Genomic DNA, 24,356 nt, shown 5'->3' with positions numbered 1-24,356 from the left:
CTTTCGCTTTGTATGGGGAATAATCCCAATATTGATCAGGGTTTTACCGAGTGCTGAGGAGATTGGCTCAATCATTGAGTCGAAAACCGATATTGATGGTGACCTGCCAATGGGCCACCTGGCCGTTATCGATATGACCGCGGGTCTCCACAACCTCAAACCAGTTCATGTTGTCGATGGTCTCACCCGCTCGCGCAATGGCATTACGGATGGCATCGTCACTGCTGGTTTGGGATGAACCCACCAGCTGGATCTTCTTGTAGACGTGATCGGACATATAAAAAACCTCCGGTTTTTTTAAAGTTGAATTTTGAATTGTTGTGTGTGCTGTGTGCGCAATCGGTTTAATAAAATAGCTGGTTACCCGCCATTCTCAGTCACACTCTGTTGTACAGCAAATAAATATATTCGCGATCATTTGCGGACATAACAATCATTCGCGAGTATTCGCGGCTTACCTATATAACTCACTATCAACATATACCCTCTACCTCAGGAAGAGGGGAGCACAACAATTCAAAATTATTCTTCAAGTTTCTGCTTTAGCCGGTACAAGGCCTCCAGCGCCTCTCTCGGAGTCAGTTCGTCGGGATCGATTTCACGCAGTTGCTGTTCAACCGCGGACGCTTCCATGTCGGGTGGCTCCGGATCGAACAGGGGTAGCTGGCTCTGCTGCTGTTCCGCATGGCGCTGGGCTCTGGCTTCCAACTCCAGCAGGCGCTGGCGCGCCCTGAGGATGACGGGCTTAGGTACCCCGGCCAGGGTGGCCACCTGGAGGCCGTAGCTCTGGTTGGCCGGTCCCTCCCGCACCGCGTGCAGAAAGACGATGGTATCGCCGTGCTCCACCGCATCCAGGTGCAGGTTGCCGATGCCGGGATACTCTTCCGGCAGGGTGGTGAGTTCGAAGTAGTGGGTGGCGAAAAGGGTATAGGCGCGCAGACAGGTGGCCAGTTCAACCGCGCAGGACCAGGCCAGGGAGAGCCCGTCGAAGGTGGAGGTGCCGCGGCCGATCTCATCCATCAGCACCAGGCTCTGGGCGGTGGCGTTGTGCAGGATGTTGGCGGTCTCCTCCATCTCCACCATGAAGGTGGAGCGTCCCCCGGCCAGATCGTCGGAGGCGCCGATGCGGGAGAAGATACGGTCGATGGGTCCGATCCGCGCCGCGGCGGCGGGCACGAAGCTGCCGCTGTAGGCGAGCAGCACGATGAGGGCGATCTGGCGCATGAAGGTCGACTTGCCGCCCATGTTGGGGCCGGTGATGATCAGCATCCGTTGCTGGTCGTCGAAGGTAACGCTGTTGGCGACAAAAGGGTCGCTGCTGACCTGTTCCACCACCGGGTGACGACCGTCGGTAATCTGCAGGCCCGGTTCCTCCACCAATTGCGGAGAGACCAGGTTGAGTTGCTGGGCCCGCTCCGCCAGGTTGCAGAGTACATCCAGCCGGGCCAGTCCCTCGGCACACTGTTGCAGGGGCGTCAGCTCTTTGCAGAGCCGATCGAGCAGCTGGTCATAGAGATACTTTTCCCTTGCCAGGGCGCGTTCCCGGGCGCTCAGCACCTGATCCTCGAACTTCTTCAGCTTCGGTGTGATGAAGCGCTCCGCCCCCTTCAGGGTCTGACGGCGGATATAGTCTTCAGGCGCCCTGTCGGACTGGCCGCGGCTGATCTCGATGTAGTAGCCGTGGACCCGGTTGTAGCTCACCTTGAGGGTGGCTATGCCGGTGCGCTCGCGCTCCCGGCTCTCCAGGTCGAGCAGAAACTGGTCAGCGTTCTGGGAGAGGGCGCGCAGCTCATCCAGTTCCGCGTCATACCCCTCGGCGATGACACCGCCGTCGCGGATCAGCATCGGCGGTTGTTCTATGATGGCGCCCTGCAGCAGTTGATGGATTGTGGGATGTTCACCGATCTGTCGTGCCAGGGCGGGCGACAGGGGGCTGTCGAGTTGCGTCAGCAGGGGCTGGAGTTGGGGCAGGGCGCCAATGGCATCCCGCAGGGTAGCCAGATCCCGCGGACGGGCGCTCTTCAGGGCTACCCGGGAGAGGATGCGTTCGATATCGCCGATCCCCTGCAGAATCTCCCGTAGCTCATGGTAGAGGCGGGAGGCGAGCAGGGCCTCGATAGTGGCATGGCGCTCAGCCACCGCCTCCCTGTGCCTCAGGGGCTGGCTGATCCAGCGCCGCAGCATACGGCTGCCCATGGCGGTGACGGTGCGGTCCATGATCCCTGCCAGGGTGTGCTGCGGCTGATTGGAGAGCGAGTGGACCAGTTCCAGATTGCGCCGGGTCGCCGCATCGATGATGACGCTCTGATCCCGATGCTCCACCCGCATGCCGCGGATGTGGGGCAGGGCGCCGAACTGGGTCTCCTCCACATACTGCAGCAGGCAGCCGGCGGCGGCCACGGCCAGGGGCTGCTCCTGGCAGCCGAATCCGCCCAGGTCACGGGTGCCGAACTGCTTGCACAACAGCCTCTCCGCGGAGTCGGGATCGTAGTGCCAGGCGGGGCGCCGGGTTACGCCATTGCGTAGTGTGAGGGCCTCAGGCAGGGTGGAATCCTCATCCAGCAGAATCTCCGCCGGGCTGAGGCGCTCCAGTTCACCGCTCAGGGCCTCCAGGCCGCTGAGTTGCTGAATGGTAAAGCGGCCACTGGCCAGATCCAGGGCGGCCAGGCCGTAATCATCCCCCTCGTTGATCGCCAGCAAGAGGTTTTCCCGCCGCTCCTCAAGCAGTGCCTCGTCGGTGAGGGTGCCGGGGGTGACGATGCGCACCACCTTGCGCTCCACCGGCCCCTTGCTGGTGGCCGGATCGCCGATCTGCTCGCAGATCGCCACCGACTCTCCCTGTTTGACCAGGCGCGCCAGGTAGCCTTCAGCGGCATGGTAGGGGACTCCGGCCATGGGGATCGGCTTGCCTGCCGACTGGCCCCGCTTGGTCAGCGTGATATCAAGCAGCCGCGCCGCTTTCTCCGCATCGGCAAAGAAGAGTTCATAGAAATCCCCCATGCGGTAGAAGACCAGCATATCGGGATGCTCCACCTTGATGCGCAGGTACTGCTGCATCATTGGTGTATGTTGTTCTTTTTTTTCTAGTGAACTCATGCCCTTACGCTATTTAACTTATTGATTCCTATTTGTTTATCGTTTTTACGTCGTCTCTTGTGGTCTCATCGAGTCTCACGAAATATCATCCAATCTCAGGAAAAAGTGTAACTTGAAGTGTAACTTGTGTTGGTGTAACTTTTCCTTGAAATTCAAAAGTTACACTTTTTTCCATTGCATCGGACAAACTGACATCAATTCAAGAGGATACCCATGGCAACATTACAGAATACCAAACCCTTGTCTTCTAGGACAGTGGAGGTGATGAAGCCTGGAGACAAAATTAAGGCTGATACAGGAGAAAACACCGGTTTGCGAGTGAAATGCGGGGCTACCGGAGTAAAGACATTTTTCTATCGCTATACCAGCCCGATCACCTCAAAGCTCGTTCAGGTGAAAATTGGACACTTCCCGGAAACCTCCCTGGCCGAAGCAAGATTGAAGCTCCACGAGTTAAAGCAAATCCGCCGACAGGGGCGTTGCCCGAGAACCGAGGCAAGGGAGCAGCAACAGCAGGAAAAGGAGCAGGAAAAGGCGAGGGTGGAGCCGGTTGAGAAGTTGTTTACCGTAAAGGAACTGGTCGAACTCTATCTGACTCAATATATCGAAGACAGAAAATCCCCAAACGGTCGGATCATTGCCGGCGCGCGAAAACCGAAAGGTCAGTCCGAGACGCGCAGAACCCTCTATGGCGACGCGATTCCCAAGTTGGGGGAAATGCCCGCAAATGCCGTCACGCGAAAGGCCGTAGTGGATATGATCATGGCCATCGTTCAACGTGGGGCAAATGTTCAGGCAGGAAACGTACTGAGAGAGCTTTCCGCCGCCTACGAGTTTGCGATTGGTCTGGGCTATTTTTCAGATGAGTTTGCAAACCCGGCAATTCTCGCCAAAGCAAGCCTCAGACAGGCCAAGGTGAAACTTACCCATCAACGAGGAAAAAGAGTCCTCTCTGATACCGAGTTGGCGACGTTGCTGAAATGGTTGCCTGGCTCCGATTACACCGCAACACAGAAGAATGTTCTTCGGTTTACCCTCTGGACAGGGTGTCGTACCGGAGAGGTCTGCAATGCGGCCTGGAAGGACATCGACTTGAAGAAACGGACATTCCACATAAGGGAGAGCAAGACGGAGGTCGAGCGCTATGTGCAATTGCCCAGCCAAGCGGTGGAGTTCCTGAAAACCCTTCGCCTGACCACTGGAGACTACCCGTTCCCATCCCAGAAAACGCGGCTGCCTATCCAGCAAAAGCAGCTAACCGAGCAGGCCTGGCGGATGAGAGTAAGCAACAAGATGGTAGATCTTCCGGCCTGGACACCTCATGATCTGCGCAGAAGCGTCAGGACCGGCTTGTCACGCCTGCAATGCACTAACGAAGTGGCCGAAGCGGTATTGGGGCATTCACGCAAGGGGATTGAAGGAACCTACGATTTGCACCGGTACGAGGCGGAGTGCAGGCAGTGGCTACAGAAATGGGCGGATCATCTGGATGCGCTTATTCGTGACTGACTGTCACTCAATCAATTGGCCAGAGTCTGCCTCTTTTCTACGAGAAGTTTTACCACGGCTTGAAGTTCCTCTGTCGTTTTTCCCGAGGCAAATGCATTTAACATCGTGTCCACTTCATGGGCCAGCCATCCGACAGAACGATTGCCAAGGGAAACCCCGGGAGGGAACAAGCCTTCACTGATTCGCCGGTAGAGGGTCGCGTGACTCATCCCTGTTCGGTTTAACACCGCCGGCTTTCTTTCGATTCGGATCGGGTGATGCTCAGGCATACGCGATCCAAAGTGGGGGTTGGTGTGCGGTTGTCGTTTGCCTTATGAGTTCACACGCTCCGCCGTGCTTTGATGCGCAGTTCATACTAACGGCGGGTCTGCGAGGAAAACGCTGAAAAGCGGGCAGCCACGTGCTATTTCGGGTGATGATAATGTCCATGCCAAAACTTTAGCATGGTGCCAATTTAATGGGCAAAGAGAAAATGTTTAGCAGGCGGATAAATAAGCTAACCGAGACGAGCTGAGGAGGGGTTCTATTCGGGTTACGCTGTTGTTTCCAGGCAGCGATGATCAATCAGGCAAACAAATTTTCCCATGCAGTTTTTTGAGGAAATAGTTCTTAAACCATCTCACCCTTAAACACCACAACCCCGCAGATCCGAGCATTCTGGTTGACCTCGATGATTCGGTTTGGCCACTCCGGGTTTAGCGCCTTAAGATACTGATGACCTTCCTCGACGATCAGCTGTTTGAAGGTGGCCTCTGCGGTGTCTTCGATCATGACGACCACATATTTTCCATGGACTGCGTCGGCATGAGGGTCCACGAAGATCAAATCGCCATCATGAAACTTGGGTTCCATGCTGATGCCACGCACTCGCAGTACATAAGAATCGTTGCTGCAACTAACGGGGCAGGGTAGCAACTCCTGACCGTATTGCGGTTGGTAACCTTCGGCGATTTCCATCCATTCGCCAGCCTGTACCCAGGAGATCACCGGGCACAGGCTGCGGATATCCGGTCCGAGGTGCGCATTGACCTCCGTGCCAGCGATGTGTGATTCGTCCCATTCATCCCTATGCGGTGTGTCCATCCACCCCTCCTGTTTGTCCATTCCGCGTTCCAGCTTTTCCGCCAGATCGTCACCGATGCCCCGCGGAGTGCCTTTCTTTGTGCGCATCTGACGCCGGACCTGGCTGATATAGGAGCTGTTGGTGCCGGCGCGTTCGGCCAGTTTCGCAGCAGTTCCTGCTTCGACAATCAGAAGCTCGAGATTTTTCAACCGAATTTGTTCGGGGATGCGCATCATGTAGAGAATATAGCAGAAATTTAGCACAAAGATAAACATTTAGTTGGCGAGTTAGCTTGCTGATAGTTATGCATGGTGCTAATGTCCGGCACCATGAAGCTAAGGACATTTTTGAAATACGCCACCAAGAGGGAACGCGCCGAGTTGGCCACCGTTTGCAACGACTCAGTAGCCTATCTGTATCAGCTGGCTGGTAAACACCGGCATGCGAGCCCGCAGATGGCGACACGAATTGAGTAGGTCAGCCAGCGGGTAGCGGACCGATCAGGAGGGCGGCTGGAGCCGGTGCCGCGGGAAAGCCTGGTCCGTTACCCGGAGATATTCGTCGGCCTGCAGGGATGGGAATGACCAATGGCTGGCAAACCCACAACGCCGTCTGTGAATTTGTCGATATCACAACCGGCAGAAGCATTCACCAGCCCGGCGCCACAGATGATCGACATATCCCGAATTCAGCCATACGAGCACAATCCGCGTCACGGCCGCAATCCCGAATATGACCGGATCAGAGACTCGATTCGCAATACCGGTCTAGACCAACCTTTGGTGGTCACGCAGCGACCCGATGCGACTGACTTTATCGTCCATGCCGGTGGTAATACGCGGCTGATCATACTGAAGGAGTTATTCACCGAGACCGGTGATCCACGTTTTGCCACAGTACCTTGCCTGCTCAAAGCCTGGTGCAGCGAATCCGATGTTTTGCTGGCGCATCTTCGGGAAAACGACCTGCGGGGAGGTCTTACCTTCATCGATAAGGCGCGCGCTGTTTGCGAAGCGCAAAAATTGCTTGCCGAAGAACTCGGTCTCGATGTGATTTCTCAAAGGCGTCTCGAAACAGAACTCCGCCGTGCCGGGTATCGCATCACCCAGGCGCGTATTTCCCAGATGGTGTACACCGTCCATCGACTGTTACCCGTCATCCCCATTGCGCTCGAAGGCGGGCTCGGCAGGCCGCATATCGAACGCATTCGCAGGTTGGAGCGTGCCGCTCACAAGATTTGGCAGGATCGGTGTTCCGAGTCGGAAGAGGATTTCGAAGAGGTCTTCACGACGCTATGCAAACGGTACGATAGCCCCGACTGGGACACAGATGTACTCCGCAGCGCATTGGAATCTGAAATTGCCGCTGCATTGGATGTCAGCATTCATACCGTACGCGTGATGCTCGATGCCGAGATGGCCGGCAGGGAACTGGTGATTCCGGAGGCCGAGGTGGAACCGGATAAGGATTCATCAGAGCTTGAGCACCCCACAGACGAATCATTCGTTGCTGATCGGGATGATGGATGTTCGCGTATATCCAGTTCGGATCGAACATCCACTGATGAATTACCAGCGGAATTACCGGATCAGTCGAATCCCGGTAGTGCGCCGGATACGGGTCTTCTGGATGACGATGTCAAAGAGACGGCTGAATCAGAGACCGAGCTACCGAATCTCACCAACGATACCGGCCCGAACGATCTGAAGTCTTTGCGTGGCCGAGCCTGGACGCTTGCGACACGACTGGCCCAGCGTAACGGCATGGCGGACCTCGTTGAAGCGGTGTCCGGCAAGGGATTGGGATTCGTATTACGCGATGTTCCAGATCCAACCCTCGCGGATCAGCTCGATGAGGATAGTTTGAGTCAGCTCACCATGCTGTGGTGGCAGTTGGCGGCCTGTGCGGAGATGACCTTTGCGCCGCTCGAGGCCATGCTGCCGCTCCTGCCGGACGAGTCCATCCTTCGTCGTGCACTCGAGACCGAAGATGCCGATCTGTTATTCAGCAGTATCTGGACACTGGATCCGGGTCACACCGGTTATCGGCTCTGGCGGCCGCTCGATGATCGGGACTGGCGTGATTTGCTGGCCTTGATGGATACCTATCGACGCATTCGCCGTATCGCCGCGGACACCGGTGTATCGGTCTGGGAGTAGAGGCGATGGAAAGCACGAAGGAATCCGATCTGGTCACCGCCGTATTGATGTATGCCATTCGCTGCCTGGCAGAAGGGGACCACGTGGCCCTGCAAAACATGAAATTCGGTCCACGCGAGATCGAGGCCCTGCGGGAAATGAACGTTTCGGACCTGTACCGTGTTGAATCGCTTCGTGCCCACTGTCTGGATATCGCCCTGAACCGGCAGGTGTACTGGCCGATGATCGATCACCTGCGGGTGCAGCGCGAATCGGAAGAAACCCTTCAGTCGCTGATCGCAGCCGATGCGCCGCATGAGATGCTGTTGATCCTGTTCGGATTGAATGCCCGTGATTACGGTCGGCTAAGGCGTACTCTGTCGGTGAGCCCTTCGGTCGGGCGTCCCCCCGAAGCCGATGAGGAAAGTTCCCACCGGCTCTGGCAGGCCTGGTCGAGCCGGGTCGATGGGGAGACAACTGGATTACTCGCGCCCAAGGATTACCTGGAACTCCACCGGGAGACCGGGGTGCCGATGCGCGCCATCTGGAACCTGACCCAGCGATGGGCCCAGTACGGAAACCTGACCGGCCAGAATGACGATGGTGCCGCTCAGGTAGGTGATGATGGATGAGCAGACAGGCGCCATTCGTCCGGAAACACTCGCCCTCGATAAACTGATCAAGGCCACCATCGCTCGTGTGGAGGCCTCACGCGATGTCGGTGCCGCCGACACAGTCCTTTTCCTCGGAAACCGGCACCAGTCTTTTCCCACTGCGGTAATCCGCGATCCGGTACTCGAGCCGGTCGACAAACTGGTGTGGATGGTCATCATGTTGGCGGTTCGGGAGACGGGAGCTAATGCCGCTTTTCCGAGTTATGAGACCATTTCCCACCTGGCCAATGTTTCATCGCGTTCTACGATTGCCCGTGCGATAGCCATCCTGCGTGCCTCGCGCTGGTTGACCCTCTGTGGACGACTGCGTAAAGCCAGCGGACGGTTTCGCGGTAACGTCTATGCACTGCATGATGAGCCCCTGCCACTGGCCGATGTGATCCACCTGGATGGCGACTACATGGCCTTTCTGAATAAGGCCGTGAGCCATGGTCATGCCCGGGTACGTACCGTGGCCAAGGGTGTGTTGGCATCCATTGATGAGGATGTCAGAGGCGGGCAGAACGTATGCGTCCTGGAACATCCAATCGAACGGCGATTGCAGTCAGCGGTGGGCACAGGTAACGAAGGACCACGCCGGTTCTTTTCGTTTACCCGCGATGCTATCCAGCAGATTCGTCAAGATTCTATGGGCAACAGGCAGGCGCGGGATCACCATGACCAAAATTCGAACTTGGTTAAGACCCGAGTTCAAAAATCGAATGCACATAAATCGAACTCAGGTTGTAGTAGTAGTAATAATAAAAAAACAACAACTACTACTTCTGGTGAAGATGCGTCGAAATTTATGCATGCCGGTGAGCATGGTGAACCGCTGGTATATCCGCGGCGTCTGGGCGAAAACCAGCGAGACATCGCAAACCGCTATCTTTCCAAACTCGCCCCAGCGGATCGCCAGCCGATTCTTGATGAGCTTGAGGGACGGTTCCAGGCCGAGCAAAAGGGCATGAAACCGGTCTATGACGAGATCAGCTTCCTGTTCCGTCTCTGTGAACTGATGAAATCCGGCGAGTTTGTGCCCAATCTCGGCATCAAGGTACGGGATGCCAGGCACGCGCGAGAGATTCAGCGACAACAGGCAGCACGCCAAGACACAGCCACGGAACCGAAGGAGACCGAGGAGCAACGCCAGAATCGCATGGCGCTGGCAAAAGTACGGATGGATGAGATGCGGAAGGCGTTGGGAATGCCTGTAAATAAGGATCAAGTATCAGAAGCTAAAGAGTCATAAGTTTTCCTCTGAGTGATTCCACTGGAATCACCTGTCGAGATTCCAACTCATTACAGAACCCTTCCTTTTGTCGACCGGGTTTTCCCTTGTTCATGAAGAGTGCGCATGCGTTTATACGCGCTAACTCAAGTAACAAGGAACCCGACAACCTGTGACCACGGAAAACCCGATTCCCAAACCGGACGATGCTGACAAACTGGGTCCCCTGCGTGGCAAGGTCTGGCTGACGCTGCAGACGAACCAGGCGCGTCGGCTGATTCGTGGTCGTAACGGCACGAAGGGACAATCGCCGATCATTGGTCTGGGGCTCTTCGCTGAGCGGCTGCGACTGATCTGGCAGGCGTCGCGCAATGATGATCCCTACGCAGACTGGTGGCTAATCAAGGTACATGAAGCCATTGAGGAGCGGGAGGCGCTATTCCTGCGTCTCCAGCGGGATCTGGATGAGCGGTTGACCCAGATGGGTTCGATAGAGGTCGCGGTCGCCGAGTCTGAGCGACCCTACCGGATGCCTCTACAGTTCGCAAATCCTTATGCTTATCAGGCCGCACGCCTCGTATCGACATACGATACCCTGGTTTGTGCAGCGCTAACCGCAGGCCACATCGGTGTACTGGACCGTGCATCACGCGACCATGTCATAGAGTTGGGCGCACGCAAGATCCGCGGTCTGTTCATGATTCCCCAAGGTTATCGCTTTCTGCGCATCGAGCGATCCGATATCCAGAAAGACAACGACAAAAATACACAGGCTGTCCAGTTCATGGGAGTAGTTCCCGATGATGTATTGAGTGGCAAACGTCGTGCACCGATGGCGCCGATTCAACGTCATTTGTCATCAGGATTCTCCAGGAGCCTCGGACTGCATTCCGCACCCTCCACACCGACCACAGCTCCTTCCTCTGACGAAAACGACGACACGTAATGTGTCGGGTTTCCTCTGGTGTGCCAGGTATGTGTCTCCATAATCCTGAGCTTGTTGAAGTCAGTGGGGCCGTCTTGTCATGGCAAAAGCACAACCAGGAACCCGAGTCACCATACAGCTTGATCCCCGTGTGGCGCTGGAATCCGTCCTGCTGAACCGACACAGACAAGTGCCGGCTAATCGCCGGCAGGAATGGTTGCGTGGGTTGTTGGTTCAGGGATTTAGATCCGAGATCGAATCGCTACGCGGTACATCTGACGATACGAAACGCGATTCGACCACGGCATTTGCGAAGTCGATGCCCCGGTCGCCGCGAAGGACTGCCGGACTTCCTGAATCGGTGCCTGCGGTTGTGAACGCTGAGCCAATGTCGGCCACGGAGGGTACTAAACCCTTTGCGGCTCTTAGTGGTGTCATGGGCAAGGTGATGGGCCAGTGAATGATCAAGCGCAGGCAACCAACAAACATACTCGATAACGAATCAGAGGATTAAAAATATATGGCTGACGCAAGCTCAATAAATCCCATCCCGGTTGGTCTCGACGATGGCTATGCATTCACCAAGATCGCACTTCCGGACGGCCGGTTACTCGCGATTCCTTCACGCGCTCGCGTGGGCCAGTCCGGTGTGACCTGGATCCAAGAGGCCGAACAACGAATCTCTGAGTACGAGACAGAGGATACCGTGTATTCGGTTGGTGCCTTGGATGGTGCGCCCACGCATTTTGAGGGCTACCCGTGGTCTGGTCTGAACCGAGCAGTTGTTCAGCACGCCCTGCAGCAGGCCGGACTTGCGGGAAAGAGTGTACATGCGGTTTCCGGTTTGCCTGTCAGCACCTTCTATCGCAAGAGCGGTGAGCATCGGCAGGAAACCATTGCCAGGAAGCGCGACAGCCTCAAGCAGACAGTTCACCCACTTTCTGGTGCGCTGCCAGCAGGCATAGCGTTTCATGAGGTTATACCTGAGGCCTTGGCCGCTTGGTATGACTACGTGATCGTCGAACTGGAGGATGGCGTTACCCTCGATGCAGATCGTGTCTCCGTGCCGCTCGCCATCGTCGACATCGGTGGACGCACGACGGACTACGTCGTGGTGAAGGACCAGGGCATATTGCATGCCTCGTCCGGTTCTCTGCAGTGTGGAATGTTGAACGTGAAACAAAGTGTGGCCGATGGGATCCAGGAACGCTTTGATCTGGAGACGCTGAGCGAGCAACTGGTATCCCAGGCGGTGGAACACAAGATTGTTCGTCTGCAAGGTAAGGAGCACGATGTTGCCGCGTTAGTCGAGGCAGCCATGCGCGAGGTCGTGGAACGCATTCATGACGAGACCCGCCGGCAACTGGGGTTAGGCATCGAGTTGGATCGTGTGCTGTTCGTCGGTGGTGGGACCGTGGCACTGTCGAAACACATCGCCAACTGGTTCCCGCATCAAGCGATTGCTGAACATCCTGCGTTTGCCAATGCACGCGGCATGCTCAAGTACCTGCGCTATGTCTGTGAGGCCTCTGATGCGGCCTGATTGTATTCGTTTTACTGGTTTTATCCGTCGTCACTGCGGTTCAGTGACAGTCGAGGCACCGTCGGGCCGTGCAATCGGTGCACAGCGACAGTTTTCTGTCGTCGGTCCTTTCTCAAGGGAGTGGAACCTGATTCCATTTCATTCACCCCGCCGGGCAAGCATTCCCGTCAGGGGCGCGCTTGTTCCGGGAGTTTTTAACCTCTAAGGAGCAAGTGCTATGTCAACCAACGAAACCAAGCAGTATTTCGATCTTCACACCATCGGCATCGGTTATCTCAATCGTGTCCGGGAGGTGACACCCAAGGAAGGTGAACCCTTCCTGAGTATCACCATCGCTGCCCTGCGTGGCAGTGTCGATAACGCCCAGTACACGCATTTCGAGTGTCGCGTGTCCGGCAAGCAAGCGCAGGAAATCGTGCGTCAGCTCATGCCGGCCGTCGAGGGCAATCTGAAGGTTCTGATCGGCTTCACACTCAGTGATCTCTTTGCCGAGTCCTTCACCTTCAAGAACGGGGACAAGGCCGGCGAGACCGGTATCAGCCTGAAGGCACGGCTACTGCGCATTGCGTGGGCCAAGGTCGACGGGCAACCGTTCTACACCGCACAAGAAGACGCGGCGTAACTCAACGTTTGGCCGGGTAACACCACGTTACCCGGCCATTTTCCACCCATCGGGGGATCATTCCTCCGAGGGACTGGTCTCCCGTTTTCCTGAGGAGATCAGTCATGAAGAAAACGGATGCGTCCGTAGAGGCGCTGGTAGAAGACCGGTTGTCCGATTTGAAACCAGCAGACTTGAACGATGTGGAAAAGCAATCTGTGATCACACTGGCGATGAAGGTGTTGTCCATCAAACATCGAGCCGGCCGGGTTTTGAGTAAACCGGACGAGACGCGGGATTTCCTGCGTCTGCGCCTGGCAGACTACCGTAACGAAGTTTTCGGTTGTCTGTTTGTCGATAACCGTCACCGGATCATCGCTGTGCGTGAGCTATTCCAGGGCACCATCGATGGCGCCTCGGTTTACCCGCGAGTCGTGGTGCAGCAGGCCATGGAGGTGAATGCGGCCGCAGTGGTCTTTTTTCACAATCATCCATCGGGCGTTGCTGAGCCCAGTCATGCGGATGAGGCGATTACCCGCCGTCTGAAAGACGCACTTGCACTGGTTGATGTGCGGGTGCTTGACCACTTTGTGGTCTCGGCTGGCGAAAGCGTGTCTTTTGCAGAACGTGGGCTGCTCTGAAGCCCAACACTTTTCTACAAACCCCGCCGGGGAAGCATCATCTTCTCCGGCAGGGGAGGAGGTGTGACCTGGTGTTAATCCATCACAGGAGAATACCCATGAGTAACATTTCCAATGAACAGTCCGCCGAAGCATTTTTCGGTGAAGTTATTTCAACCTATACCCGTGCGCAGGCCATCGAGGACGGTGTGCTGATCGATGCGGGTTCCATGGCCAGTGAGGCCGGTTTCAAATGGCCTGTTGCGCTGACATCTGCAGTCTGGGCCGATTGTGTGGCCTGGACCGAGGATGACAGTGAACAGCAGGTGCATCAGGATCAGTCGGGTAGGCTGTGGGACGTCCTGTATATGGCGTCCCACGCCATACGTACCACCAAAGATTCGGGTGACCGGCTGCTGTTCCAGCTGTATCGGGTAGCCCGTGACGGTCACTCGACCGAAGCGGTGCTGGTCACACTGAAGCTCATTGTCGGGCCCGGTGATGCCGGTGAACCGGTCATCACGATCCTGCAGCCGCATGAGGACTGAAGCGTAGTACCCATGCTGTTCGATTAACCGATCAAGTCAACGACTTGAGTTCTTCGCCATACCCATCGGGGAGGTCATCTCCCCGGTGGGTAATGGTCTCCCCCCTGTAACCAATCAGAAGGAGATCATGATGAAATATGTTATTCAATACACCTTGCCCTATGAGCACCGAGTCATGGTCGGCATCAAGGCCGACAATTCGGATGAAGCGGTCAGGAAGGCCGAGACTCTGTTCGACCAAGGCGACATCTGGCAGGACACCGCAATGGTGCCGTTATTGCTCGATGACTATGAAGAGACGGGCGATAGCCCGTTGCTGTTCACGGTCGAACAGACGTTGCGCGATGATGAGCCGTGGCCAACACCGGACGCAAGTGTGGTAACGCTTCGTCGCAGGGATGCGGCCTTCGTGGCGTCGAGGTTGCTGGTGGAGGCCTACCGGCGTGGTGAGGCCCGAGGTGGCAGCATAGACTGGGGTGATCTGGATGATGCTTATCAGGCCGCGCTTCGGGCAACCGGGTCGAGTTCGGATGGAAGCAAACCCAGTCCGACCTGCGAAAGGCTGGTTGTCGTTCTGGAAGGCGGCATCGTGCAGGCAGTGATTGCCGATCAGCCAGATACAGCACCGGATGTTGCCGTCGTCGATTACGATACAGACGGCTATGAGCCCGACGAGCTGCGTCCTATTACTCAATCGGATGGTAGCCAGTCGCTTGCGCTTGTCATTGAGCATTTTGTCGAGCCGGCCGATATCAATCTGGATGAAGTATTCCAGGAATCCGAATAGTCAATGCTACCTACGCCCCGCCTAGTGCGGGGCTCTTTTATGGCGCTTCGTCAACTACCGCGCTGCCGCTCTTTGCTCTCGTCAAAAAGGGCATCAATGATCGCGCAGTCTTCCAGTGCGTTGCCCTTGCCCTTGCAGCGTGCAGCCATGTCATTTAGCGCCTTTTGCAGCCGCTTTAGGTCATCGATCTTCTCCTGCACGGCACGCGTATGCAGCATAGCCATCCCCTTGACCTCACTGCAGGTATGCCCGGGCTCGTCGACGAAGCGCAAGAGCTCCCGTATTTGCTCAATCGGAAAACCGAGTTCCCTACTGCGTCGGATGAAGCTCAGGCGCTTGAGCAGATTCTGGGAGTAGAATCGGTGGCCGCCTTCCGTGCGCGGCGGCTCGGGCATCAGTCCGATCTTCTCGTAGTAACGCACGGTCTCGACCTTGCATCCGCTGGCCGAGGCCAGCTCGCCCACCGAATAACCCCGCTTACCTGAAATCGCCACGCCGAACCTCTTGAATCCGTAGTAACTACAGGTTTTATGCTAGTGGAAAATCGTTGCCGGGGATACCTATGGATAACATTGAGCTTGAATCAGAGCTGACCTGTCCCGAGTGCGGGCACCAGGTTGTCGAGACCATGCCTGTCGACCGCTGTCAGTTTTACTACGAGTGCGAGGGCTGTGGGGCGCTGCTCCGGCCAAAACCAGGTGACTGTTGCGTTTTCTGCTCTTTTGGCACGGTACCGTGTCCACCGATCCAGCAGGCACGTGCGGAAGGTCGCGAGGGTGGGTGTTGTTCATGAACTGGCGTGAACACGTGGAACCGGGATGGTTGCCGCTTAAGTACCGGTACCTGTTCGTAGTAGCCGCTTCGTACCGGATACAGCCGAACATACGATATCGCCATACCTGTTCATAGCTGTCCACTGAGTCCACATGCCTTGCCCGCCACGGCAACGCGAGCCTCTAACTCGCGTGCCAAGGGCGGGGCCGCACTCAGCGGCGCCTGTGGACCCCAGTGGGCAGGTAGCAACGCTCCGAAGGATTGCACCAGCCGATTAGTAGCAGGCCGCGTGACAGGCGGATGCCTGGCGCACGGCGTGCCTGAACCGAAGGCGCACTCGTCACTGGCAAGCGAAGCGGGGTAGTGACGAGGGCGGCATTCCCGGAAACGGCGCGCGTTTTCGGCAGGATTATTCAGTGCAGGGCCAGTGATGAAGGCCGATACTGCCGCCCTCGATCGATTTTAACCGTGGCTACTGCGGATACAGTAGCAACAGAGCGCGCCCGAACCCTTCGATGCGCTGCGGCGAAAGCCGTGGGTTCATTCTCCAATCCGAGCCGACCACGGGATCGGTTCTTTCTCGCAGGCACCAGCCTGACTCGTCGAGCCGAGACGCCCACCCCAGGTGGCGCCGTCGATGCTCATTCTTCATTAACCGCGGAAGTGTTCCGCCTATCTGAAAGGAGGTGATGTGTAACCACACTTAAATCGCGCCTATGAAGGCGCACGTTGGTCCACGCCAGACCATTCCCTCCGGGGAGAACCGGCGTTGCCTAGACCAGGCAGCTTTAGGTCGCAATGGGCGTAGTGTCCCATGACCGTACCGCGCACGCGGGACCGAATGGCTATGGCCACCGGTTGGGTCAGAAACACTTACCGATATGCGAGAACACTTTTGAGAGATCTGAACTACCAACTCAAGCAAATTTGCCGTCGAAACCGGGACGGCAGTTTTACCACCCAGCGAGACCGGGAGCGGCTGCTGACGCAGATCGCCGACCAGCTCCATGATCTGGGTTACCGTCATATGAGCGCACAGTCGCTCAAGCCCAAGCACATCGAGGCTTTGGTCAAAAACTGGCAAGAAAAAAATCTGTCGGCCGGGGCGATGAAGAACCGGCTGGCAGTCATTCGCTGGTGGGCCCAGAAGGTCAATCGTCAGAATGTCGTTGCACGATCGAACGACCACTATGGTGTTCCTAACCGGCAGTTTGTGACCAACGAATCCAAGGCCCGCAGTGTAGGGGAGGAAGAACTTGGCAAGATTCGAGATGCCCGAGTTCAGATGAGCCTGGAGCTACAGCAGGCCTTTGGCTTGCGCCGAGAAGAAGCGATCAAGTTCATACCGGACTACGCCGATCGCGGCGACCATATTGTCCTCAAGGAAAGCTGGACCAAGGGCGGCAAGGCGCGAACCATCCCGATACGGACTGAGGCCCAACGTACTGTTCTAGATCGAGCGCGACAGCTGGCCGGTAAAGGTTCTCTGGTTCCCAGCGCAAAGAACTACCGACAGCAATTGCGATTGTACGAAGCCGAGACCGCCAGGGCAGGCTTATCCAGGATGCATGGTCTTCGTCATGCCTATGCCCAAAACCGTTATGAGGAACTGACCGGATGGCGTTCACCCGCGGCGGGCGGTCCTGCAGTCAAAACGCTCACGCCGGAACAAAAACGGATTGACCAGCAAGCCCGCCTGACGATCAGTCTCGAGCTCGGGCACGAGAGACCACAGATTGTGGCTGTGTATTGCGGGACGTGAATACAGCCACGAAAACACTGCGCCGGTGAGAATGGATTATCCATTTCCAGTACCCAGGCGCACCTTCATGATGCCGGCCAGGTTGTATCAAACCACTGAGGCCGAATCCATTATGAAACGATCACTCTTTAATTCTGCTCACCCCAATCCTGTTCACTCGGGTGCAGTAACGGCGATATGTATCGCCGGCATTTGTACTGTCACCAGCCTGAGCGTTCATGCAAGCGAAATCCAGTCAGGCCGGTATTCGATGTATTCCGCGGCCCCGACCCAGGCGCAGTCGGAACTGTTGGAAGCGACCGTTACCGTTCAGTTGCCGGATCGGATCCAGACCATCGGAGAGACGGTGCGATATCTCCTGCAGCGCAGTGGTTACCGGCTGGCCGCGACTGAATCCACCGCACCGGAAACGCTCGCGTTATTTACGTTACCGCTGCCGGCTGTCCATCGCCATCTTGGGCCGATGACATTGCGCGAAGCGCTGGAGACACTCGCCGGGCCAGCCTTTCATTTAGTCCAGGATCCTGTTCACCGACTGATCACATTCGAGCAGTGTGCCGTAAAGGAGGTTGTTGTCCGCGGAACCATGAACATGGCTAATGTGGAGGTAGCGCAGGATGACGACTGAGCAGCAACCCGAGCAGATCAATCCGTCAGAGAAGGAGAGCAAGCAGGATAAGGCAGAGAGGCAGCCAAGATCCCGGCGGCTGGCTTACAAGTCCGTACTGACCGCCGTTGTGGTCGGGATCGTTGTCATCAGTGCGCTGTCGCTTTCCAGGATCCAGCGGCAAGAAATACCGTTGGATGAACTCCAGATACAGGACTCCAATACCCCAACCCGGGAGGTGATCAAAACACCGGAACTGGAGGTAGGTGCGGACGACGACAAAGTCGAGCAGATCGATCAGAGGCTGACATCATTGTCTGGCCGGATCGACCGCGGTTTCGAAGCGCAAGTGGCCCTGAGTGCGGATGTGAAGAAAAGCCTGGCTTCAGTGGCTGAAGGTGTTCGCGCGATCAAAGTGGCCGTTGCTGATCTCACGGAAAGTAACCATGCCCTTCGCCAACGTATTGACGATTCCATTGCACGGCTGAATACCCTCATCAAGGAGACTCAGAAGCGTAAGGTCGCTCAGAGAAAGCCGGCGGCCAGACCGAAACCTGCACCCGCCAAAACTCCACCGTTTCACGTCGATGCCATCGACGTTTGGGATGACATGACCTACGTGGCCATCTCCCAGGGAGGCCGCGTTGCATTTTTGAAGTCCGGCGAACAGCAAACAGGCTGGACAGTGGCTGGCATCGACCGCCTCAAGGGTAGGGTCGAATTCAAAGGGCCGCATGGCCAGAACCATTCCATTTCATTGCAGAGGTAGAGCCGATGGAAATCGTATTAGCCGTGTTATTGCTCTTCGGCGGTTTTGCGCTGGGATCCGCGACAGCAGAGAAGAATGATCGCACTGAACAATCCAGCAATAGTGCATCTCGTATCCAAACTACGGCAGATTCAGTTCCCGCTACACAGAGGATGCGCGGGTGTCTGTCTGACAAGTCTGGAATGTACCGAGATCTGACGGTGCCCTATATCAATCAGAAAGACCAAGCAGCACCGAAGGGCGACACGTGTGAAGGAGAATGCACCAATGAATAGACGATGGAGATCGGTTGTTTTTCTGGGTGTCCTTGTCGTGTCGAATACTGTGATGGCTGCCGAGTTGTCACACACTCAGATCAAGGATACCGGGCAGGATAGCTCGCAAGAAGCCACGAACGTCTTATCCGTCACGGATCTGGCGCATGCCCGTCTATGGGGTTTGTCGGAGACGGAGTGGCGCCGTTACAAACAGTTGATGCAGGGCATTCGCGGGAGCATCAGCCCGGCGACGATATCGCCCATTGAGGTGCTCGGTATTCATGCGCGGGATGACGCGGAGCGACAGCGGTATGCCGAAGTGTGGGCGCATGCCATGTATGAAGACGCCGGTCGTATTCTTGCGTTCCAGCGCACCTACGACACCGCAGCCAAGCGCCTGTATCCGAATGTATCTTTGATCAACATCAGCCGGTTGCCGGGAAAGACCGAGGCGAAAAATACCTTTCAGTCCGGAGACCGCCTGTTGTTCTTTGTTCGCCCGGATTGTCCGGCCTGCGATCTGCTGCTGAATAAGCTGTTAAAGCGGATCGACGAAGTCAGCGGTATCGATATCTATGTCACCGATGTGGACACGGGTGATGATCGCGCCGTCAGGGACTGGGCGTCCAATCACCAGATCGATCCCGACTGGGTGCGCAGCCGGCGGATCACCCTCAATCATGATGGCGGTGCCCTCGACAAACTGACCCAGGGGCAAGGTGAAGTCCCGTCCGTATTGCGCCGTCGAGGCGAGGACGTCTCAAGGCTACTGGTTTCGGAGCTCTAGCCCATGGTGGCGTTAATGCGAGTTTTCGGCTGGCTGATCGTATTTACCGTCCTGACGCTTCCTTCGATGAGCTGGGCGAATGAATCCGTGCCAGCGGGTTATCGCATGATTGCGGCAGAGCATGGAATACCCCAGAGCGTTTTGTTTGCGGTGGCGCTCACTGAAAGCGGTAAGCAGACGGGACGGACGGGTACCCTCCGGCCATGGCCCTGGACATTGAACGTGGCCGGGCGGGGTTACTTCTTCAATTCCCGGCAAGCGGCCTGGCAGGCATTGACGGCATATCTGAAGGAGGGGAAGCGTTCCATCGATATCGGCCTGATGCAGGTCAACTGGCGTTATCACCAGGATCGGCTCGGGACACCGTGGCAGGCGCTCGATCCCTATCATAACCTGCGTGTCGGAGCAGGGATTCTGCAGGGCTGTTATGTCACGCGACAGGACTGGTGGGGCAGTGTTGGCTGTTATCACTCGCCGACCGATTCCCATCGGGCCGACCGGTACCGTCGCCGTGTTGTCTCCCACTGGCAGCGCATCGTAAAGGTGGGATAACACGATGGGTCGATTCAGTCTTTATTGCCGGAAGGTCATGGTCCTTGGTTGCCTGCTGGTGCCTGTCATGGCCCGGGCCGAGCTGACTGTGATCCATGACAGCGGTCATACTCAGTCCATCGCGCCGTTCCTTGATGTCTTCGAATCGACAGAAGGCATGCCGAAGCAAAACCCGATCCCGATCCCGATAAAATCATCACTCGGTGCAGCCGATCCCAAAGCCTGGTTGCCGATTCAATCAACCGGCCTGACACCGGGACCGGTTCTGGCTCGTGCGCATGACCGGCCGTTCACGCGACCTTTCTTTTTGATCGGTTCCGATGCGCGATCCCTTCAATGGTTGCAGGCACACCGCGACCGGCTCAAGGAGATCGGTGCGGTCGGGATGCTGGTGCAGGCCGAGACGATGGATGATTTGCGAACGATTGCCAGACTGGCTGACGGCCTGTCTATCCTGCCAGCGTCAGGCTCCGACATCGCGAAGGCACTGAGCGTTTCGCACTATCCGGTGCTGATCTCGCCGCATGGCATCGAACAGTGAGCACGCATCCCATCGAGGCCCTGCTGCGGCCCCCGGTCGAGCTGTGGTCGACATTGGTGGCCTTTGCGACGGCAGGGATCGCTATTCTGGCTCCTTGGGCGCTGATGATGCCGCCGGGTGTTGCCTATGGCGCTGGCGCCGTACTCGGACTGATCGGCCTGATTCGGGGTCAACAAGCCTGGCGGGTGCTGCGCTACCAGCGCAACATGCGCCGGCTGCCCATCTATAAGGTGCGATCCCGCAAGATCCCCCTCAGCCGCCGCAAGCTCTTTTTAGGACGGGGCTTTCGCTGGACCCAGAAACACACGCAGCGATTGCGCGATACCATCCGGCCAGAGGTCCAGCGTTACGTCCAGCCGGGTACCCTGTATCAATGGGCGCGCCGCAAGGAGGTCGCCTGGGAAGCGGTCCCGATTCTGAGTTTGTTGGCGCGGCTGTTTCGGGTCCGGGCCTGGTGGAACCCGCTGTCGCCGCTGCCGGCCGTCGGTGGCAAACCGGCCCTACACGCTGTTGAGCCTGACGAGCAGGATGTGTGGATGGACATCGGCGAGCGGGTGGGGCATACCCTGGTGTTAGGGACCACTCGCGTCGGTAAGACCCGGCTGGCCGAGATCCTTATCACCCAGGACATCCGCCGCGGTGACGTGGTGATCGTCTTCGATCCCAAGGGGGATGCGGGTTTGTTGCGGCGTGTGTATGCCGAGGCCAAACGGGCCGGACGGACCAAAGACTTCTATATGTTCCATCTGGGATTTCCCCAGGTCTCGGCTCGCTACAACGCCATCGGCAACTTCTCGCGTATCACCGAGGTTGCTACCCGTATCGCCAACCAGTTGCCTAGTGAAGGAAATTCGGCGGCCTTTAAGGAGTTCGCCTGGCGATTCGTCAACATCATTGCCCGTGCACTGGTGGCGCTAAACCGCCGTCCGGACTATCAGCAGGTCCGACGCTACATCAATGATATTGAACCTCTGTTCACGGAGTATGCCGAGGCGCATCTGGATACACACGGCGCCGAGGATTGGAAGGAACAGGTCGAGGAGCTGTCGAGCAAGATCTCGGAACGAAACCTGCCGGCAGCTCTAAGGGGGCGCAGTAAAGAAGCTATTGCGCTGATGCGGCACCTGCAGGCGCAGGACCTCTACGATCCAGTCCTCGATGGGCTGGTGTCTGCCTTCAAGTACGACAAGACCTACTTCGACAAGATTGTCAGCTCCGTCGGCCCGCTGATGGAGAAGCTGACCACGGGGAATATCGCCGAACTGATCTCGCCGGATTATCTGGATAAGAACGATACGCGTCCGATCTTCGAGTGGATGGAAGTCATCCGACGCAAGGGGATCGTCTACGTCGGTTTGGACGCCCTGACTGATACCACCGTGGCCAGTGCGGTAGGCAATTCCATGTTCGCTGATCTGGTGTCGGTCGCCGGACACATTTACAAGCATGGCGTGGACGGAGAATCCATCGACACCCCGCCCACCATATCCATGCATGCCGATGAGTTCAACGAACTGATCGGTGATGAGTTTGTCCCCCTACTGAACAAGGCCGGTGGGGCTGGCTTTCAGGTCACGGCCTACACCCAGACCTGGTCGGATGTCGAAGCGCGCATCGGCAATCGTGCAAAAGCAGGGCAGGTCGCCGGTAACTTCAACACAATGATCATGCTGAGGGTGAAAGAGCTGGCTACGGCCGAGATGCTCACCGACCAGCTACCCAAGGTTGAGGTGTTCACCCTGATGAGCGTTTCCGGTGTCAACGATTCCTCGGAGCCGGGTTCCGGGATCGATTTCAGCTCCCGCAACGAAGATCGAATCAGTGTTTCAGAAGTCCCGTTGCTCACACCGGCCGAGTTGATAACCCTACCCAAGGGGCAGGCCTTTGCCCTCCTGGAAGGTGGCCAGCTATGGAAGATTCGCATGCCGTTGCCCGCAACGGACTCGGATATGCCTGAGACGCTCACCGAGATAACCAATGAGATGGAGCGTACCTACATCACCAACGATCACTGGTACCGCGTGCAGGAACCGTGGTGGGGAGCCGCGCCGGACGTCAGCGAGCCCGAAGTAGAAGTGGAGGCCTCCGATGGCTGAGGCTGTCGCAGATCCTCGTCGCCGTGTGATTCAGCAAGGGCTGTTTTCGAAGACCTTATCGGCTGTCGCGAAGGTCATCCTGTGGTTATTGTTTTCGCTGCTGTTCTCGATCATCGTGGAGTGGGCAGGCATGGTGCTTTGGTGGCCGGATGAAGGAGTCGATCACAGCCGCACCATGCTGGTTAAGGAAATCAGCTATCTCGACAATGATTTTCGTCGCAGTGTTGTGACTTCCGATCCGGCACGATTCGCCAAACGGTTCGCCGATAATTCCTACCACTACCTTTTCGAGGTGACGCGGTTTGTGGATTTCATCCAATGGGTGTCACTTCCTCCGCGGAAGTATGAGCAGGGCGTCAGGGCGATGTTGCATAAGGTCTATAAACCCATGGCAGAGTACGTACTGGCCATGATGCAGGTGACCCAGGTGTTCTCAGTGCGCCTTGCGATTTTGACCCTAGCGATGCCGATATTTTTACTGTTTAGCCTGGTCGCGCTCGTCGATGGGCTGGTGCAGCGAGATCTGCGGAGGTGGGGCGGGGGGAGGGAGAGTTCCTTCGTCTACCACTATGCGAAGAAGGCGGCACTACCATTGGTTGTCTTAACCTGGGTGACCTATCTCGCCTTGCCTTTTAGTCTGCATCCGACCTTTGTCATCTTGCCGTTTGCAACGCTGTTCGCGCTGACGGTGGCAGTTACAGCGAGTACGTTTAAGAAGTACCTTTGAACAGAAGTCTGAAGAATTTATGGTTAAGGGTTTCTACGACACCAGGACAATGCGTCTTCGAGGGTTGAGGCGCCGGTTTTTTGAAGCACTGCCTTTTCATAGTCTGGCATAAGTGGAGTCGAGATACCTTGTCTCTTTACAGAAATAAGGTAGCTGATTCCGTCTTTCCCATCTCGTCCAGCCCTTGCCTTTGCGCTATTGATGGCGAGATCAGCCAGTTTCTCAGCGCAAAGATTTGTGATGTTTTCACCAAGTTTGGTGTAGATGACAATGTCGATCTCTGCAAAATCCCCTAGACGTTCCACGATTACTTTGTTCGGAGTTGGTACGGATGGTCTTGTGTAGTGCTTGTCGGAGCACTCTTTTCTTGTCTCCCGCCGCCACAAAAGATCTTCTGCTTTGTCGTGACTAATGCCTGATTCCAGTACGAGAATCGTGGCATTGACTGGATTGCCGCCACTTTCGACAGGAACAACGGTAGGAGCACCATCGCGGGTAGAACTCGAACGAGCAAATTCGATGGAAAATGGTGTTGTGATTCCTTCTTTCCGCTCCCGGATTATTGGCTTAATTTCCTTGCCTGGATCTTCGATTAGTGAACCATAGGCAAGAATTCCAATGGTACTCATTGGCGAGTTCTCCCAAGTATCTAGATAACTACGAATATACCGTGAATATTAAAGCAGACGGTTATTCAAGTCTCGACGAAGCATAGAAAACCCCACGCCTTTCTGAATTGATTTTCCATATCTAGTCCTCCCCGAATCCCC

Annotated in this window: 26 protein-coding genes; 20 read left to right on the top strand and 6 right to left on the bottom strand. The window is 56.5% G+C overall.

Features of this window, described 5'->3' with window-relative positions; translation table 11 throughout:
- Positions 1–67: 67 nt before the first annotated feature.
- Positions 68–277: a dodecin gene (locus tag CODIS_RS09330; RefSeq protein WP_069124370.1), complete on the bottom strand. Its 210-nt coding sequence runs from the start codon at positions 275–277 to the stop codon at positions 68–70.
- A 245-nt stretch (positions 278–522) separates the two neighbouring features.
- Positions 523–3,096: a DNA mismatch repair protein MutS gene (mutS, locus tag CODIS_RS09325; RefSeq protein ID WP_083220661.1), complete on the bottom strand. Its 2,574-nt coding sequence runs from the start codon at positions 3,094–3,096 to the stop codon at positions 523–525.
- A 213-nt stretch (positions 3,097–3,309) separates the two neighbouring features.
- Between mutS and CODIS_RS09320 the strand changes: the two genes are divergently transcribed.
- Positions 3,310–4,605, top strand: a complete 1,296-nt coding sequence (locus CODIS_RS09320; protein ID WP_069124363.1) for a tyrosine-type recombinase/integrase — start codon at positions 3,310–3,312, stop codon at positions 4,603–4,605.
- A gap of 11 nt (positions 4,606–4,616) precedes the next feature.
- Here the strand turns inward: CODIS_RS09320 and CODIS_RS09315 are convergent, their stop codons facing one another.
- Positions 4,617–4,874: a helix-turn-helix transcriptional regulator gene (locus CODIS_RS09315; protein ID WP_069124360.1), complete on the bottom strand. Its 258-nt coding sequence runs from the start codon at positions 4,872–4,874 to the stop codon at positions 4,617–4,619.
- Positions 4,875–5,214: 340 nt separating this feature from the next.
- The gene (locus CODIS_RS09310; protein WP_235615180.1) at positions 5,215–5,877 is read right to left on the bottom strand and encodes a LexA family protein; all 663 of its coding nucleotides are present in this window, start codon (positions 5,875–5,877) and stop codon (positions 5,215–5,217) included.
- Between the two features lie 378 nt (positions 5,878–6,255).
- Between CODIS_RS09310 and CODIS_RS09300 the strand changes: the two genes are divergently transcribed.
- The 10 genes from CODIS_RS09300 (at position 6,256) to CODIS_RS09255 (ending at position 14,714) form a co-directional block, all read left to right on the top strand.
- Positions 6,256–7,827 carry a ParB family protein gene (locus CODIS_RS09300; RefSeq protein ID WP_083220660.1) on the top strand — a complete coding sequence of 524 codons (1,572 nt, stop codon included), beginning with the start codon at positions 6,256–6,258 and terminating at the stop codon, positions 7,825–7,827.
- Positions 7,828–7,832: 5 nt separating this feature from the next.
- Complete coding sequence (locus CODIS_RS09295; protein WP_069124357.1) at positions 7,833–8,438, top strand: DUF2857 domain-containing protein; 606 nt, start codon at positions 7,833–7,835, stop codon at positions 8,436–8,438.
- Positions 8,431–9,711, top strand: coding sequence for an STY4528 family pathogenicity island replication protein (locus CODIS_RS09290; protein WP_235615179.1), 1,281 nt, complete (start codon positions 8,431–8,433; stop codon positions 9,709–9,711). Before CODIS_RS09295 ends, CODIS_RS09290 begins: the two co-directional genes overlap by 8 nt.
- Positions 9,712–9,862: 151 nt before the next feature.
- Positions 9,863–10,636 (top strand): PFL_4669 family integrating conjugative element protein, encoded by a 774-nt coding sequence (locus CODIS_RS09285; RefSeq protein ID WP_069124352.1) that lies wholly within the window; start codon positions 9,863–9,865, stop codon positions 10,634–10,636.
- A gap of 79 nt (positions 10,637–10,715) precedes the next feature.
- Positions 10,716–11,075 carry a hypothetical protein gene (locus CODIS_RS09280; protein ID WP_069124349.1) on the top strand — a complete coding sequence of 120 codons (360 nt, stop codon included), beginning with the start codon at positions 10,716–10,718 and terminating at the stop codon, positions 11,073–11,075.
- Positions 11,076–11,135: 60 nt separating this feature from the next.
- Positions 11,136–12,158 carry a ParM/StbA family protein gene (gene parM, locus CODIS_RS09275; protein ID WP_069124347.1) on the top strand — a complete coding sequence of 341 codons (1,023 nt, stop codon included), beginning with the start codon at positions 11,136–11,138 and terminating at the stop codon, positions 12,156–12,158.
- 217 nt (positions 12,159–12,375) lie between these two features.
- Complete coding sequence (locus CODIS_RS09270) at positions 12,376–12,780, top strand: STY4534 family ICE replication protein (RefSeq protein ID WP_069124344.1); 405 nt, start codon at positions 12,376–12,378, stop codon at positions 12,778–12,780.
- Between the two features lie 104 nt (positions 12,781–12,884).
- On the top strand, positions 12,885–13,400 hold the full coding sequence (radC, locus tag CODIS_RS09265) for a RadC family protein (RefSeq protein ID WP_069124338.1): 516 nt from the start codon (positions 12,885–12,887) through the stop codon (positions 13,398–13,400).
- Between the two features lie 98 nt (positions 13,401–13,498).
- Positions 13,499–13,927 (top strand): DUF6573 family protein, encoded by a 429-nt coding sequence (locus CODIS_RS09260; RefSeq protein ID WP_069124335.1) that lies wholly within the window; start codon positions 13,499–13,501, stop codon positions 13,925–13,927.
- Positions 13,928–14,057: 130 nt separating this feature from the next.
- Complete coding sequence (locus CODIS_RS09255; RefSeq protein WP_162420184.1) at positions 14,058–14,714, top strand: hypothetical protein; 657 nt, start codon at positions 14,058–14,060, stop codon at positions 14,712–14,714.
- Positions 14,715–14,764: 50 nt separating this feature from the next.
- On the opposite strand, the gene CODIS_RS09250 is transcribed toward CODIS_RS09255, so the two are convergent.
- Positions 14,765–15,208, bottom strand: a complete 444-nt coding sequence (locus tag CODIS_RS09250) for a MerR family transcriptional regulator (protein ID WP_235615178.1) — start codon at positions 15,206–15,208, stop codon at positions 14,765–14,767.
- Between the two features lie 68 nt (positions 15,209–15,276).
- Between CODIS_RS09250 and CODIS_RS21375 the strand changes: the two genes are divergently transcribed.
- The 9 genes from CODIS_RS21375 (at position 15,277) to CODIS_RS09205 (ending at position 23,586) form a co-directional block, all read left to right on the top strand.
- On the top strand, positions 15,277–15,507 hold the full coding sequence (locus CODIS_RS21375) for a GDCCVxC domain-containing (seleno)protein (protein ID WP_083220659.1): 231 nt from the start codon (positions 15,277–15,279) through the stop codon (positions 15,505–15,507).
- A gap of 876 nt (positions 15,508–16,383) precedes the next feature.
- Positions 16,384–17,250, top strand: coding sequence for a phage integrase N-terminal domain-containing protein (locus tag CODIS_RS09245; RefSeq protein WP_069124596.1), 867 nt, complete (start codon positions 16,384–16,386; stop codon positions 17,248–17,250).
- A 31-nt stretch (positions 17,251–17,281) separates the two neighbouring features.
- Positions 17,282–17,878 carry a PFGI-1 class ICE element type IV pilus protein PilL2 gene (pilL2, locus tag CODIS_RS21160; protein WP_069124324.1) on the top strand — a complete coding sequence of 199 codons (597 nt, stop codon included), beginning with the start codon at positions 17,282–17,284 and terminating at the stop codon, positions 17,876–17,878.
- Positions 17,868–18,626, top strand: a complete 759-nt coding sequence (locus CODIS_RS09235; RefSeq protein WP_069124321.1) for a hypothetical protein — start codon at positions 17,868–17,870, stop codon at positions 18,624–18,626. Before pilL2 ends, CODIS_RS09235 begins: the two co-directional genes overlap by 11 nt.
- Before the next feature lie 267 nt (positions 18,627–18,893).
- Positions 18,894–19,670, top strand: a complete 777-nt coding sequence (locus tag CODIS_RS09225) for a TIGR03759 family integrating conjugative element protein (protein WP_069124314.1) — start codon at positions 18,894–18,896, stop codon at positions 19,668–19,670.
- 3 nt (positions 19,671–19,673) lie between these two features.
- Positions 19,674–20,222, top strand: coding sequence for a lytic transglycosylase domain-containing protein (locus tag CODIS_RS09220; RefSeq protein ID WP_235615177.1), 549 nt, complete (start codon positions 19,674–19,676; stop codon positions 20,220–20,222).
- 4 nt (positions 20,223–20,226) lie between these two features.
- On the top strand, positions 20,227–20,763 hold the full coding sequence (locus CODIS_RS09215; protein ID WP_235615176.1) for an integrating conjugative element protein: 537 nt from the start codon (positions 20,227–20,229) through the stop codon (positions 20,761–20,763).
- Positions 20,760–22,859 (top strand): type IV conjugative transfer system coupling protein TraD, encoded by a 2,100-nt coding sequence (gene traD, locus CODIS_RS09210; RefSeq protein WP_201259021.1) that lies wholly within the window; start codon positions 20,760–20,762, stop codon positions 22,857–22,859. The genes CODIS_RS09215 and traD overlap by 4 nt, the downstream gene beginning before the upstream one ends.
- Positions 22,852–23,586 (top strand): TIGR03747 family integrating conjugative element membrane protein, encoded by a 735-nt coding sequence (locus CODIS_RS09205; RefSeq protein ID WP_069124308.1) that lies wholly within the window; start codon positions 22,852–22,854, stop codon positions 23,584–23,586. Before traD ends, CODIS_RS09205 begins: the two co-directional genes overlap by 8 nt.
- A 23-nt stretch (positions 23,587–23,609) precedes the next feature.
- Here the strand turns inward: CODIS_RS09205 and CODIS_RS09200 are convergent, their stop codons facing one another.
- Positions 23,610–24,215, bottom strand: coding sequence for a hypothetical protein (locus CODIS_RS09200; protein WP_069124306.1), 606 nt, complete (start codon positions 24,213–24,215; stop codon positions 23,610–23,612).
- Positions 24,216–24,356: the final 141 nt, after the last annotated feature.

It is taken from the genome of Candidatus Thiodiazotropha endolucinida (genome assembly GCF_001715975.1).
Taxonomy (GTDB): Bacteria; Pseudomonadota; Gammaproteobacteria; order Chromatiales; family Chromatiaceae; genus Thiodiazotropha; species Thiodiazotropha endolucinida.
The sequence above is the reverse complement of the archived record's forward strand: the minus strand, read 5'-3'. Positions and strand labels throughout refer to the sequence as shown.

Excerpts from the sequence above, each read along its gene's own strand:
- CODIS_RS09330 (WP_069124370.1), bottom strand. The coding sequence starts at position 277 with ATGTCCGATCACGTCTACAAGAAGATCCAGCTGGTGGGTTCATCCCAA.
- mutS (WP_083220661.1), bottom strand. The coding sequence starts at position 3,096 with ATGAGTTCACTAGAAAAAAAAGAACAACATACACCAATGATGCAGCAG.
- CODIS_RS09320 (WP_069124363.1), top strand. The coding sequence starts at position 3,310 with ATGGCAACATTACAGAATACCAAACCCTTGTCTTCTAGGACAGTGGAG.
- CODIS_RS09315 (WP_069124360.1), bottom strand. The coding sequence starts at position 4,874 with ATGCCTGAGCATCACCCGATCCGAATCGAAAGAAAGCCGGCGGTGTTA.
- CODIS_RS09300 (WP_083220660.1), top strand. The coding sequence starts at position 6,256 with ATGGCTGGCAAACCCACAACGCCGTCTGTGAATTTGTCGATATCACAA.
- CODIS_RS09295 (WP_069124357.1), top strand. The coding sequence starts at position 7,833 with ATGGAAAGCACGAAGGAATCCGATCTGGTCACCGCCGTATTGATGTAT.
- CODIS_RS09290 (WP_235615179.1), top strand. The coding sequence starts at position 8,431 with ATGGATGAGCAGACAGGCGCCATTCGTCCGGAAACACTCGCCCTCGAT.
- CODIS_RS09280 (WP_069124349.1), top strand. The coding sequence starts at position 10,716 with ATGGCAAAAGCACAACCAGGAACCCGAGTCACCATACAGCTTGATCCC.
- parM (WP_069124347.1), top strand. The coding sequence starts at position 11,136 with ATGGCTGACGCAAGCTCAATAAATCCCATCCCGGTTGGTCTCGACGAT.
- CODIS_RS09270 (WP_069124344.1), top strand. The coding sequence starts at position 12,376 with ATGTCAACCAACGAAACCAAGCAGTATTTCGATCTTCACACCATCGGC.
- radC (WP_069124338.1), top strand. The coding sequence starts at position 12,885 with ATGAAGAAAACGGATGCGTCCGTAGAGGCGCTGGTAGAAGACCGGTTG.
- CODIS_RS09260 (WP_069124335.1), top strand. The coding sequence starts at position 13,499 with ATGAGTAACATTTCCAATGAACAGTCCGCCGAAGCATTTTTCGGTGAA.
- CODIS_RS09255 (WP_162420184.1), top strand. The coding sequence starts at position 14,058 with ATGAAATATGTTATTCAATACACCTTGCCCTATGAGCACCGAGTCATG.
- CODIS_RS21375 (WP_083220659.1), top strand. The coding sequence starts at position 15,277 with ATGGATAACATTGAGCTTGAATCAGAGCTGACCTGTCCCGAGTGCGGG.
- pilL2 (WP_069124324.1), top strand. The coding sequence starts at position 17,282 with ATGGATTATCCATTTCCAGTACCCAGGCGCACCTTCATGATGCCGGCC.
- CODIS_RS09235 (WP_069124321.1), top strand. The coding sequence starts at position 17,868 with ATGACGACTGAGCAGCAACCCGAGCAGATCAATCCGTCAGAGAAGGAG.
- CODIS_RS09225 (WP_069124314.1), top strand. The coding sequence starts at position 18,894 with ATGAATAGACGATGGAGATCGGTTGTTTTTCTGGGTGTCCTTGTCGTG.
- CODIS_RS09220 (WP_235615177.1), top strand. The coding sequence starts at position 19,674 with ATGGTGGCGTTAATGCGAGTTTTCGGCTGGCTGATCGTATTTACCGTC.
- CODIS_RS09215 (WP_235615176.1), top strand. The coding sequence starts at position 20,227 with ATGGGTCGATTCAGTCTTTATTGCCGGAAGGTCATGGTCCTTGGTTGC.
- CODIS_RS09205 (WP_069124308.1), top strand. The coding sequence starts at position 22,852 with ATGGCTGAGGCTGTCGCAGATCCTCGTCGCCGTGTGATTCAGCAAGGG.
- CODIS_RS09200 (WP_069124306.1), bottom strand. The coding sequence starts at position 24,215 with ATGAGTACCATTGGAATTCTTGCCTATGGTTCACTAATCGAAGATCCA.